Origin of the sequence: Anaerostipes amylophilus (genome assembly GCF_025567365.1) — a bacterium.
Taxonomy (GTDB): Bacteria; Bacillota; Clostridia; order Lachnospirales; family Lachnospiraceae; genus Anaerostipes; species Anaerostipes amylophilus.
The window spans coordinates 417,496-431,370 of sequence record NZ_JAOQJG010000001.1; the positions used below are offsets into that span (position 1 = coordinate 417,496).

Below are 13,875 nucleotides of genomic sequence, written 5' to 3' on the forward strand. Positions count from 1 at the left end.
TTCGCATTTCTTTTTGTTTATTTTGTATGGAATACTTCGTAATAATGTTTCAGGCAATCTTTAAATCCATCTTTTGCAAGTGTTACACTATCATAGTAACTTCTTTCGGCATATCCATCTTTTGTATTATCTCTTGCTGCATTTAATAAGTCTGTACAGATATTTACTTTCGCAATTCCAAGTTCTACTGCTTTGGATAAATTTTCATCTCCAGAACCAGATCCTCCATGAAGTACTAGTGGAATAGAAACCTCGGTTGCAATTTCTTGTAATCTTTCAAAATTCAGATGTGGAATTCCTTTGTATTCTCCATGAGCTGTTCCAATAGATACTGCAAGGGAATCAACTCCTGTCTGTTCTACAAATTTCTTTGCTTCTTCTGGTGTTGTTAACATTGTATTTCCTTCAACATGATAGCTGTCTCCTTCTCCTACGTGTCCGATTTCAGCTTCTACCGTAACATTTCTTTCATGTGCATATGCTACAATTTCTTTTGTCTTTGCCACATTTTCTTCAAATGGAAGGCTTGATCCATCAATCATAACAGAGGTAAATCCGACATCAATAGCTTTCTTAACCAACTCGATCGTAAATCCATGATCATAATGAAGCGCGATATCTTGGTTACTTTTTTCTGCGTAATATTTTACGATCGCTGCTGCTTCTTCAATACCTAATGTCGGTGTATGTACCTCCGCCAGACACACCATCAATGGGTGTTTTGTTTCTTCTGCCGCCTCGATCACTCCTTTGATATTCTCAAGGTTTACAATGTTGGCTGCTGGGACTGCGTAATGTCCTATTTTGGCTTCTTCTAACATCTTTTTACTGTTTACTAACATCTGTTTCATCCTCCCGAAAATTCATTCTAAAATTTTACTTTATAAGTTTCACTTGTATCATTTTTAAAAATTAGCTAACAGATAATCTTCTGCTTCTTTGGACCATAATCCATTATGTTCTTTTGTAATCTTAGCTAATTCTTTAAATCTATCATCTGTTTTTCCTTTTTCTTCAAAATCTTCAATTGCTGTTAGTTCAAGATTCTTTCCAAGATACATCAGTTTCTTTCCTCCTGGAATCTTTGGAAGATTCAATATCGTATCGATCTGTGCATCAATTCCCCCGATATGCGTGATCATAACAGCTGGATCTAATCTTCCTTCTCCTGCAAGTTTTAAACATTCTTTCATATCATCGGTATTCCCACCGCTTGATCCTACCAGATGGTGCATCTTATAATGTACGTCAAAGAAATTAAACATCGCAGATAATTTTGGATCCACTGGTCCTGCGAAGAAGTTTAAGCATCCGTCAAATCCTAAAATCTCATCTGCCATCTCGATCACTGGTCTGACTGGTGCATATACAGATACATCATCAAATCCTGTTCCACCAGTTAAATCTCTTAATGTCTTCACTGGGTCATCGACTTTCGCAGTATTGACAAAATGGATTTCAACACCTCGTTCTTTGGCATATTCTTCTGTAAATAATTCACTAGCTCTTTTTAATCTTACTTCATCAATGTCTGTGATCACCAGTAAAGAAGGTTTACGATCACAATTTAACATATAACTGATCGCTCCTAATCCCATTGGACCGCAGCTTGCAAGAAGTGCACTCTTTCCACCTTCTACAATTCCCATCTTATGTTCATAAACACCACGTTCACTGTGGTACATAGAATGGAATGCTCCAATGATACAGCTCATAGGCTCCGCCAGTGATGCCTCAAAAAATGCACTGTTTTCATCAAAAGGTAATAAGCAGTCTTTTTCCATTACAATTGGCGGAACTTTGATAAAGGTTGCTGCTCCTCCGCAGTATTCATAAGAATATCCGATGGCTGCCATAGAACCTTTGATATTGATCGCTGGCTGCATGGTATATTTTGTTCCAACTTGATATTTATCTTTCCACTTCGCCCCAACTTCACGAATGATTCCTGCAAATTCATGTCCTACGATGATCGGATGTTCGCTGATATCATCGTTGACTCTCTGATGTTTTGCTCCCTGAATAGATTCTTTGTAAGTAGACATGCAGACACTGTCAGTGATCAGTTCCATTAAGATCTCATCGTCTTTCAGTTCTCCCATATCAAATTCTTCTAATCTTAAATCTGATTCCCCATAAAGTCTGACTGCTCTTGTCTTCATAGCTTATCCCTTTTCCTTTCTGTTTGTGTTGTGTGGTCATATGACCAAGTACATTGTCATTTGATATTTTTTATTATAGATTCAACGTTTTTATTTGTCAATACAATTTTTTATTTTTCCATCACACAAAAAGTGCTGATTTACAAGATTTTTACAATAAAAAAGAAGCTGATATGCTTACTTTTATTTGCATATCAGCTTCATATGTGCGCCTAGCGGCGCACGTTTCTAACGGGTTAAAGTCCCGAATCCACCCGGTAGTGGGAAGGATATAGCCGAAGGCAAGGGTGTCCATCGTGAGGTGGAATCTGAAGGAAGCTGGATGTGAGGAACATACTAACTCACGGGCAAATCTCTGGTCTGACGGACAGAAATCTCATACGAGGTTATGCATGAGGGTAAGGTTGCATATCAAATCAAAGCCCAATAACTACACGGAATCATGCATGATAGATGAGGCAGATGGATGGAGAGGAAGAAACGTGTGGTACCTAGGGAGGTCTGTGCGGTACGCCTTGAAAGAGGTAACCATTGCATAAAGCAATGCTGAACGCACAGAAGTCAGCAAAGGCCATAGTAGCCGAGAGGTGAAGGACCGAATCAGTAGGAGTCTTGAGTATGACCGAGAAAGGAGGAATGACCGTATATGGCAGAAAACATTGAGAATAATGGCTGTTTGCAAAGAGATAATGCGGAACATGAAGGGTATGCGAAAGCGCTTAGGTCATTCAATCGGATATGGAAAGAAAGAGACAGTGCACAGCCGAGACTTTTGGAAGCGATACTGTATAAAGACAACTTTAACAGAGCATATAAGAGAGTTAAGGCAAACAAGGGAGCGCCAGGAATTGATGGCATGACCATAGAGGAGGCTCTTCCATATCTAAAGGAACATCAACGAGAGTTAACTGACCGTATTTATCGTGGAAAGTATACTCCGTCTCCAGTAAGACGAGTTGAAATTCCAAAGCCAGATGGTGGTGTGCGAAAGCTTGGCATACCAACAGTGGTAGACCGTACACTTCAACAGGCAATAACCCAACAGTTAGTGCCAATCTATGAACCGCTGTTTGCAGAGGGTAGCTATGGCTATCGTCCGAACAGAAGTGCAAAAGATACAATACTTAAGGTTAAGGAGTATGCAGAACAAGGCTATACATTTGCTGTAGTCCTTGACTTGTCAAAGTACTTCGATACTCTTAATCACGAAATTCTTATCAATCTTCTCCGAAAGAATGTAAAAGATGAACGTGTAGTACAGTTGATAAAGCGCTATCTGAAAAGCGGTGTAATGGAAAACGGAGTGGTCATTGACACAGAGGAAGGCTCACCACAAGGTGGAAATCTATCACCATTGCTGGCAAATGTCTACCTCAATGAGTTCGACCAAGAATTCTTGAGGAGAGGCTGAAACTTACAGTCAACCGAGAAAAGAGCTGTACTGTCAGCGTGTTTGCAATCCGAAATTTTAAATTCCTTGGCTTTGCATTGGGAAGGAACGGAAAAGGCATTTATGTCCGAGTTCATCCGAAGTCATGGAAGAAGTTTAAGTTTAGACTGAAGGAGTTATCTTCCCGTAAGCGATGTCAGTCAATCAAGCCAAGCCTTGAGAAAATCAAGGTGTATACGAGGGGATGGCTTAACTACTACGGAATTGCAAGTATGAAGAACAACATAGATGACATCAACGGATGGCTCTATCACAGAATACGTATGTGTATATGGAAACAGTGGAAGAAACCGAGGACAAAGGCACGTAACCTCATCAAGATGGGAGTGCCCGAAGACTTGGCAATGCAAGCGGGTAATACCCGACGTGGACATTGGTTCGCAACGCATACAGTTGCAATAAACATGGCAATGACAAAAGAAAGACTGATAAACAGTGGCTTTTATGATTTAGCCACAGCCTATCAGTCTGTGCACGTCAACTATTGAAACCGCCGTGTACCGAACGGTACGCACGGTGGTGTGAGAGGACGGCGGTTAGTCACCGCCTCCTACTCGATTCTTATCTCTATATTATTTTAATAATAACTCTGCCGTCGGCACATCTGTTACCAACACATTCACTAATCCACCTGCGATCGCACCTTTGATTGCTTCGATCTTATCTTTTCCATAAGACATTCCGACTCTGACTGGTATCTTTGCGATCTTATCCAATGAAATTCCAACCATTTTTCTTTTCAGATCCTCATCAACCGTCTGGCCATTCTTGTCATAAATCCTTCCAACGATTTCTCCAACGGCACCTTTTCTCACTAGTTCCTTGTATTCTTCCCTTGTCCGTATTTCTGCCTTGATAATCGAAGAATCGTCCTGCATCGATCCGATTCCGATCAATGCAATGTCCGCTGTTTCTGCCATATGAAGAACTTTGGCGATTTCATCAATACTTTCGATCAACTCTTTTTCTTTTGTACCTTCCACATACATTGGTGCAGACAAGTTATAACTTGCACAGTGTAATAAATTTCCGACTTTCGTTGCAAGTGTATTGGAATATGTTGTTGTATTCCATGAATCTGACTGTATCGCTCCCGGTGTTCCAAGAAATGGAACAACTTTTACATTCTGAAATGAAAGAGATCTAAGACGTTCATCTTTCGCCAACTGCTCCACAAATTCATGCATGGCTCTTCCCCATGTCATTCCAAATACCATGTTTTTTTTCAAAACTCTTAGAATATAGTCTACCGCTTGAAACGCTACTTCTTGATCCGATGACTGTTCATATGCCGGAACAGCGATCAATGCTTCTGTCAATCCATATTTTTCTTCTAATTTCCGTTCCAATGCAAGATCACTTTGTTCAGGATATTGAATCCTGATCTGAACATACCCTTCATTTCTCGCCTGGATCAATGCTCTGGAAATACTGGTTCTTGATGTATGTAATTTTTTCGCAATCTCTTGTTGCGATAATCCATCACGGTAATAAAGTTCTGCTGCTTTTATTAAAAAACGATCACTTTTCATCTGGCTTCCTCCGTCGTGAATATGCCACATTTCATATGTGACTTTCTATATTTATATTATCTGGTTTTTTATTTATTTTCAATGCACATTTTTATATTTTCTTAATCTGTTTTATCGGATATTTTGATTGTACGAAAACAAAGATTATGATCTTATCTTTTTATCAGATTTTACGCTTTCTTAACGTTTTATTTACTAAATTTTATAATTTTTGTATATAATTATATGTTAAAATAGTAGTTAACTAATGTTAGATGGTTTAAATACAAATATAAAACCAGAAGGGAGATAATTTCATGTTAAGAATTGGAATTTTAACCAGCGGTGGCGACTGTCAGGCATTGAATGCTGCCATGCGTGGTGTAATAAAAGGTTTAAGTGTAAAGAGAAATGATCTGGAGATCTATGGTTTCCGCGATGGATATAAAGGTCTGATCTACGATATTGCTGACCGTATGACACCAGATGATTTTTCTGGAATCTTAAACCGTGGAGGTACAATTCTTGGAACTTCCAGACAACCATTTAAGAAAATGCGTATTCCTGATGAAAATGGTCTTGATAAAGTGGAAGCCATGAAAAAGAATTATCGTAAATATAAGCTTGACTGCCTTGTGGTTCTTGGTGGAAATGGAACTCACAAAACTGCAAATATGCTTCGCGAAGAAGGCTTAAATGTTGTGACACTTCCAAAAACAATCGACAACGATCTCTGGGGAACAGAAATGACTTTTGGATTTCAGAGTGCTGTTGATATTGCAACGGATACAATTGATCGCATTCATACAACTGCTTCTTCACACAGTCGTGTTTTCATTATTGAAGTTATGGGGCATAAAGTTGGACACGTTACTTTACACGCCGGAATTGCTGGTGGAGCCGATGTGATTTTGCTGCCGGAGATCCCTTATGATATTAATAAAGTAGCAGAAGTCGTTGAAAATCGTTTCGCAGCTGGAAAAAGATTTTCTATTATCGCTGTTGCAGAAGGTGCAATTTCTAAAGAAGATGCGAAGTTAAAGAAGAAACAGTATAAAGCAAAACTTGCTGAACGGAGATATCCTTCTGTTGCTTATGAGATTGCAGCTCAATTAGAAGAAAAAACAGGACGTGAGATCCGAGTCACAGTTCCAGGTCATACACAACGTGGCGGATCTCCTTGTGCTTACGATCGTGTACTTGCTACTAGAGTTGGTGCATATGCTGCTGAACTGATCCTTAATAAAGAGTATGGTTATATGGTTGGAATTGTTGATGGAGATACAAAGAAAGTTCCTTTGTCTGATGTCGCCGGAAAATTGAAATATGTTGATCCGAAGTGTCAGATGATCAAGGATGCTAAAACCATTGGGATAAGTTTTGGGGAGTAAATTGTGATTTGCGACCGTAGGAACACGCCTGCACTAAGCTCCTGGATGGTCGTTAGACCATTCAGGAGCTTAGTACAGCTGCGTGTGAGTCGAGCGAGAGCGCGTCGCAGACAGATAACCCTTTTTATAATATTCCACCAATAATTTCCGTCATCAACCACAAATTAAAATTTACTTTTTCTCAACCTAACCACAGTTTCAACATGTGAACTATGGCTAAACTGATCCACTGCACAAACCTTCTCAACTTCATATCCTTCCCCTGACAATACCTTCAGATCTCTTGCCAAAGTTGCCGGATCGCAGCTTACATATACAATGCGTTTTGGTGCCATTTTCACCATTGTCTCTAACAGCTTCCCATCGCATCCTTTTCTTGGAGGATCGACAACAATCGTGTCTGCATAAACTCCATTTTTCTCGTATTCTCTTGGTAGTACTTCTTCTGCTTTTCCTACGAAAAATTCTGCATTGTCAAAGCCATTCATCTTGGCATTTAATTTTGCATCGTCGATGGCTTCTTTGACGATTTCTACTCCGTAGACTTTCTTTGCTCTCTGAGCTAGGAATAATGAGATTGTTCCGATTCCGCAGTAAAGATCCCATACCGTTTCTTCGCCTTTTAAGTCTGCATATTCCATTGCTTTTTCATATAGCACTTTTGTCTGTGTTGGATTAACCTGGAAGAAGGATAATGGTCCGATCTGATATTTTACATTACCGATGTAATCGTAAATATATGGTTTACCATAGACTTCTTCAATCCTGCTTCCCAGAATTCTGTTTGTCTTTTCTTTATTGATATTTACACAGATGCTTGTCATTCCTTTGATTTCAGTCAAGGAATCGACGAGCTTATCTAAATTTTTTAAATTCTTTTTACTTCCATTTACAACAAGACAGACCATGATCTGGCCTGTTTTGAATCCGACTCTTGTTACGATATGGCGAACAAGGCCTTTATGAGTCTTTTCATCATAGGCTGTAATGTTATTCTTCTTCATGTAGTCTAAGACCTTTAGTAAAATCTGTTCGTTAACTGGATGCTGGATCATACAATGTGTACAGTCAATAATATGATGTGTTCTTCCTGCATAAAATCCTGTGATCAGATTTCCTTCTTTGTCATATCCGACTGGAAACTGGGCTTTATTTCGATAGTAAAATGGTTCTTCCATTCCAAGGATCGGTTCCATTTTTTCTTCGATGTTTTCTAAACCTCCGATTCTTTCTAAACAGTTTTTTACTTTGTTAAATTTATATTCTAACTGCTTTTCATAAGCTAAATGCTGTAATGTGCAGCCTCCGCATTGTCTTGCCTTTGGGCATCGTGGAGTTACTCTGTCTTTGGATGCTTCTAAGACTTCTTCCACTCTTGCGAAGCCGTAATTTTTCTTTGTTTTGATGATCTTTGCTCGAACTTTGTCTCCGATGACCGCATCTTTTAAAAAGAGGGCATAACCATCTATATGGCCGATGCCCTCTCCTTCGTTTCCAATGTCATCGATATAGAGTTCTACGATCTGATTTTTCTTAAATTCCATACGCACCTCTGTATCTTTGTGATCGGTTAACTGATGTCTGTTTATTAGATTGATGTTTTACGGATTCTTGTGTCTAGGAGACGCTGGAATCCTGACCATTCCTGATCTTCTTTCTGTTTCTCCATGATTTCTGCAAATGTTTCCATCTTGGCATCTAAGTTATCTGCCTGGCTCAAAGCGATTGCTTCTAATAATGCAGGTTTCTTTGGAGATCCGAATTCTAATTCTCCGTGATGTGCCAACATGCAATGTTTTACTTCATTCGCAAGTTTTGGTGGGAAACCTGGAATCTCGCGGATCAGACGATCTAATTTGATCGCTCCCATTACGATATGTCCAACTAACTGTCCTTCATCTGTATAATCGTTCTCTGGGAAACTTGATAATTCTTCGACTTTTCCCATATCATGCCATAATGCACACATCACGATCAGATCTCTGTTTAACTGTGGATACAGACTTGCATAGCTTTCACAGATCTTTGCTACGGATAAACTGTGCTCTAACAGTCCTCCGATATATCCATGATGTACGCTTTTTGCTGCTGAATGTACTTTGAATTCTCTTGCAAAATTTTTGTCTTCAATAAAAATCTTTTCTGCTAACTGTTTTAAATACTGGTTCTTTGTCTTATTGATCATTGCAAGAAGTTCTTTAAACATCCCATCAATATCTTTCTTCGTACTTGGCATATAATCTGCCATGTCAAATTCACCTTCCTGAGCTTTTCTGATCTGCTGGATGTTTAACTGGTTAGAACCCTGATAGCTTGTTACCTGTCCTCTGACTAAAATGTAATCCATCGCTTCAAAATGTCCGATCGCATTGGTAAGTTCCCATACCTTTCCATCGATCATTCCTGTCTTGTCCTGTAATGTCAGGGAATAATATGATTTTCCAAATTTGGATGTTCCCGGGGATTTTGTCTTGCATAAATAAATCTCGGAAACCTGATCTCCTTCATGTAAATCACTAATATATCTCATGTTATTGTGCCTTTCTAATTCGTTTCCGCCAACTTCTTTTCTGGCGTTTTTAAATCCTCTATTTTTTTACCTATGTTATTATGCCATAGTTTGCTTGTAAAATCTAGGGGAATTTCATTTAGATTCTAGGCAGTCTTTCAATATTTTAAAGATTTACATTCCCAGCACTTCTATATGCCTGTTCATAAAAGAACTCCTGTGAATTTAATGGTGTATCCTGATTTTTCGGAATTTTATAATTCCCTTTGTTGTCTTCTTCCCTTGCTTTTTGATTATCAGAAAGCATTGTTATGAACATTTCGATCAACTGCATTTTAATATCTGGATCATAAATCGGAGTTGCCACTTCCACTCTTCTCAGTGTATTTCTCGTCATAAAATCGGCGGACGCAATATATACTTTTTCTCTTCCTCGTGTTCCAAAAATATAGATTCTTGAATGCTCTAAATATCTTCCAACAATACTTCTTACATGGATGTTCTCTGTCTCTCCTTTGATTTCAGGAATCAGACAACAGATTCCTCTGATCACCATATCAATTTTAACTCCCGCTTTTGAAGCTTCCACTAATTTTTGCATGATCTTTTTATCTGTCAGAGAATTCATTTTTAATCCAATGTAGGCTGACTCTCCGATCTTCGCATGTTCAATTTCCCGATCGATCATATGAATCACTTTATTTTGCAGACAATGTGGTGCAACAAGCAAGTGATCCACGGATTCCACAGTCTCTCCCATAGATAGCGCCTGAAATACTTCTGCTGCCTCCATCGCAATATCAACATTCGCTGTCATCAGAGATAAATCTGTATACAGACGGCTTGTTTTTTCATTATAGTTTCCAGTTCCGATCTGTGTTATGTATCCAACTTTTCCCTGTTTCTTTCTTGTGATCAGACAAAGTTTTGAATGTACCTTATAACCGTCCAATCCATAAATAACCCTACACCCTGCATCTTCTAACTGTCTGGACCATTCGATATTATTTTCCTCATCAAATCTTGCTTTTAACTCCACAAGAATTGTGACATCTTTTCCATTTTCAGCCGCTTCGATCAAAGATGCGATGATCTTACTTTGTTTTGCTACACGATATAATGTCATTTTAATTGATACTACATCTTTATCTTCTGCAGCTTCCTGAAGTAATTTTAAAAACGGACGCATACTTTCATATGGATAAGACAATAGTTTGTCTTTCTTCGCAATCTGATCCATGATCGATTCATCTTCATTAAATTGAGGAGATCTCTGCGGAACTCTTTTGTCAAAGAAAAGATCTGTCTCTCTTCTTAAAATATCCTGAATCGTAAATATGAAAGAAAGATCTAATGGTGTGTAATTATAAAATACATATTCTGGATCAAGGTCTAGATACCCGCATAAAAGATCAATGATCTCTCCATCCATTTCTTTTGAAAGTTCCATTCTTACAGGTGCTAATTTTTTTCGTTTCTTAATCAATTCTACCATAAAGTCACGATAATCAAGATCTTCATCATACATAGCATCTGCATCAATATCTGCATTTCTTGTAATGCGGATCAATGTTTTTGCTTTGACATGATATCCTTTAAAGATTCTTGGCACATAGTGAAGGATCATTTCTTCAGATAACATATAGGCATCTTTTCCTGGAATATTGATCAGACGCTCAAACACTTCATTTCCACATGGAATAATTCCTAATTTTTCTTTTCCATTTTTAGTTTCTAATACAGCTACTGCGTAAATTTCTTTATTTTTTAAAAATGGAAATGGCTGTCTCTTTCCGATGATCGTTGGAGAAATCAATGGTGCGATTTCTGCCTGAAAATAAGCTCTTAAATATTCACTTTCTTTTTTGGATATTTTCTGAAAATTGACAAAATGAATATTATGTTCTTTGAGAGAATCCATCATCTCCTCATATACATTATCTTTTCTTCTATTAAGCTTTCGAACCTGCGGCATGATCGCATCCAGCTGCTCTTTTGGTGTCATTTTTGTCTTGTTTTCTTTCATATTTTTATCTAGCAGGATCTGATCGATCAGTGATCCAACCCTTACCATGAAAAATTCGTCTAAATTGCTCTGGTAAATAGATGCGAATGTCAGTCTCTCACACAGTGGTACTTCTTTATTCTCAGCTTCTTCTAATACTCTTTCATTAAATTTGAGCCAGGATAGTTCCCGGCTCATAAAAATCTTTTGCTGTGTTTTCATCTTTTCCTCCAATTATTTTATATACATTTTCATTGTACTGGTTCAATGTAAAATCAAATATCTTGATATGTTAAGTTCTTGTAAATTAACCATATCTTTCCCATTTTCCTTATGTTTACAGCAAAAACAATCTATGATAAACTTATTTTATATATGTAAAATGAGTTGCAATAATTTAATGTAAATGAGGAATTTTTCATGAATCAAAAAGTATTACAAACACTTGAATTTGATAAGATCATAAATATTTTAACCGGATACGCGACAACCGAGCTTGGGAAGTCGATGTGTGCCAACTTAAAACCGATGACTGAGGAAGCTGATATCTTAAATGCTCAGGATCAGACACAGGATGCATTGACACGTATCTACAAACGTGGAAATGTATCTTTTTTTGGGGTAAGTGATCTTTCCCCTTCTCTTGCACGATTAAAGATGAGAGGTACTCTTGGAACCGGAGAACTTCTTGATATCGCCCGTGTTCTGGAATCTGTAAAGAACGCTGATTCTTACGGGGTCCGCACGGAGGATGATATTGAGGCTGATTCTCTCGATGAACTTTTTGAAAGTCTAGTGCCTTTAGATGATCTATTACACGAAATCCGCCGCTGTATCATTTCCGAGGAAGAGATCAGTGACGATGCTTCTTCTACTTTAAAGCACATCCGCCGTGCTATGAAACAGACAAATCAGAAGATTCATACACAGTTAACTGCTTTGGTAAGTTCTGCTTCCAATCAGGATAAACTGCAGGATGCGATCGTTACGATGAGAAATGGTCGTTATTGTATCCCTGTCAAACAGGAATACAGAAGTTCTTTCCAAGGAATGATCCATGATCAGTCTGCTTCTGGAAATACATTATTTATCGAACCGATGTCTGTTGTAACATTAAATAATGAATTAAAAGAATTAGAAGGAAAAGAACAGTCTGAAATTGAGCATATCCTTTCTATGCTAAGTGAACAGGCTTCTTATGTTGTTGACGATCTTGCACATGATCAGAAAACACTTGTCCTGTTAGATTTTATTTTCGCGAAAGCCAAATATGCCAAGGATCTTGATGCATCCAAACCTATTTTCCGTGAAGATGGAATCATCAATATCAAACAGGGATGTCATCCTTTATTAGATCGTAAAAAAGTTGTTCCGATCAACGTTTCTCTTGGAAAAGATTTTTCCATGCTGATCGTTACCGGACCAAACACTGGTGGTAAAACGGTATCTTTAAAAACCGTTGGATTATTATCTTTAATGGGACAGGCTGGGCTTCATATTCCTGCATTCCAGGGTTCTTCTCTTGGTATCTTCCGTGAGATTTTTGCAGATATCGGGGATGAACAGAGTATTGAACAAAATTTAAGTACGTTCTCCTCTCATATGACAAATATCGTATCCATCGTTCAGCAGGCTCACAGAGATTCTTTAGTCTTACTTGATGAGTTATGTGGTGGTACAGACCCAATCGAAGGTGCCGCACTTGCGATTTCTATTTTAAGTGATCTGCACGATCGAGGAATCAAGACAATGGCAACAACCCATTACAGTGAACTTAAGATGTTTGCACTTTCTACCGATGATATTGAAAATGCTTCCTGTGAATTTGATGTGGAAACTCTTTCTCCAACCTACCGTCTGATGATCGGTATTCCTGGAAAGAGTAATGCGTTTGCAATTTCTAGAAAATTAGGATTAGATGAACATATCATTGAAGGAGCGGCAGAACAGATTGATGAATCTGTCAAAGACTTTGAAACGATCTTAGCTGATCTTGAGAAGAGTAAGCAGACGATTGAGAAAGAACAAGAAGAGATTCTTGAATACCGCAAGGAAATTGAAACACTTCGTAAGAGTCTCAAATCCCGTCAGGACAATATCAAAGAAAAACGTGATAAGATGCTTCGTGAAGCTCGTGAGGAAGCTCACAACATCATTTCCGAGGCGAAAGAGGTTGCAGACTCTACGATCCGCGAATATAACAAGTTAAAGAAACAAAATAAGAATCCAAATGCTAATAAGAAAATGGAACATATGCGAAGCGATCTTCGTGGCCGCATGACAAAACTAGAAGGCCAGATGGCTTATAAATCCAAGAAGCAGAGCAAGAAACGCCATGAAGCAAGCGATTTCCATGTAGGAGATGAAGTTTATGTAACAAGTCTTTCCCTTGCAGGAACTGTCTCCACCCTTCCAAATGCAAAAGGGGATTTATATGTTCAGATGGGTATGATGCGTTCTCTTGTTAATATCAAAGATCTTGAGATCACAAAGACTGCAAAAGATGTCAAACGTGAAAACCAAAGAAATGAAAGCCGCAACCGTGGACGTACTGCGATCAACAAATCCGCTTCCATCCGTCCTGAAATTAATGTAATGGGTATGACAGTTGATGAAGCGATCGCACAGCTTGATAAATATATTGATGATGCCTGTCTTGCTAACCTGGCACAGATTACTGTTGTTCATGGAAAAGGTACTGGTGCACTGCGTAAGGGATTGCATAATTACTTTAAGCAGTTAAAGAAACAGAAACGTATCTCTGGTTATCGTGATGGTGAATATGGTGAAGGCGATCTTGGTGTAACAGTTGTTATGCTGTAATCTCTAACAATATGATAGAAAGGT

Annotated in this window: 8 protein-coding genes and 1 pseudogene; 3 read left to right on the plus strand and 6 right to left on the minus strand. The window is 38.3% G+C overall.

What is annotated here, in order from left to right; all coding sequences use genetic code 11:
* Positions 1–17: 17 nt before the first annotated feature.
* Positions 18–851 carry a class II fructose-bisphosphate aldolase gene (locus tag OCV53_RS02070; protein ID WP_008392286.1) on the minus strand — a complete coding sequence of 278 codons (834 nt, stop codon included), beginning with the start codon at positions 849–851 and terminating at the stop codon, positions 18–20.
* Between the two features lie 54 nt (positions 852–905).
* Complete coding sequence (locus OCV53_RS02075; RefSeq protein ID WP_055196415.1) at positions 906–2,162, minus strand: zinc-binding dehydrogenase; 1,257 nt, start codon at positions 2,160–2,162, stop codon at positions 906–908.
* A gap of 646 nt (positions 2,163–2,808) precedes the next feature.
* On the opposite strand from OCV53_RS02075, the pseudogene OCV53_RS12395 reads away from it, so the two are divergent.
* Positions 2,809–4,100 (plus strand): annotated as a pseudogene (locus tag OCV53_RS12395) (group II intron reverse transcriptase/maturase).
* Between the two features lie 84 nt (positions 4,101–4,184).
* On the opposite strand, the gene OCV53_RS02085 reads toward OCV53_RS12395, so the two are convergent.
* Positions 4,185–5,144: a sugar-binding transcriptional regulator gene (locus OCV53_RS02085; RefSeq protein WP_242852084.1), complete on the minus strand. Its 960-nt coding sequence runs from the start codon at positions 5,142–5,144 to the stop codon at positions 4,185–4,187.
* Between the two features lie 296 nt (positions 5,145–5,440).
* Here OCV53_RS02085 and OCV53_RS02090 point away from each other — a divergent pair, with 296 nt between their 5' ends.
* Positions 5,441–6,514 (plus strand): 6-phosphofructokinase, encoded by a 1,074-nt coding sequence (locus OCV53_RS02090; RefSeq protein ID WP_055196418.1) that lies wholly within the window; start codon positions 5,441–5,443, stop codon positions 6,512–6,514.
* A gap of 164 nt (positions 6,515–6,678) precedes the next feature.
* Here the strand turns inward: OCV53_RS02090 and rlmD are convergent, their stop codons facing one another.
* The 3 genes from rlmD to ppk1 form a co-directional block, all read right to left on the minus strand.
* Positions 6,679–8,058, minus strand: a complete 1,380-nt coding sequence (rlmD, locus tag OCV53_RS02095; protein WP_055196419.1) for a 23S rRNA (uracil(1939)-C(5))-methyltransferase RlmD — start codon at positions 8,056–8,058, stop codon at positions 6,679–6,681.
* 44 nt (positions 8,059–8,102) lie between these two features.
* A complete protein-coding gene (locus tag OCV53_RS02100; protein WP_022374925.1) occupies positions 8,103–9,044 on the minus strand; it encodes a 3'-5' exoribonuclease YhaM family protein in 942 nt (313 codons plus the stop codon).
* 145 nt (positions 9,045–9,189) lie between these two features.
* Positions 9,190–11,250, minus strand: a complete 2,061-nt coding sequence (gene ppk1 / locus OCV53_RS02105; protein ID WP_055196420.1) for a polyphosphate kinase 1 — start codon at positions 11,248–11,250, stop codon at positions 9,190–9,192.
* Positions 11,251–11,448: 198 nt separating this feature from the next.
* On the opposite strand from ppk1, the gene OCV53_RS02110 reads away from it, so the two are divergent.
* Entirely contained in the window at positions 11,449–13,851 is a 2,403-nt protein-coding gene (locus tag OCV53_RS02110; RefSeq protein WP_055196421.1) for an endonuclease MutS2, read from the plus strand.
* The last annotated feature ends 24 nt before the right edge of the window (positions 13,852–13,875 follow it).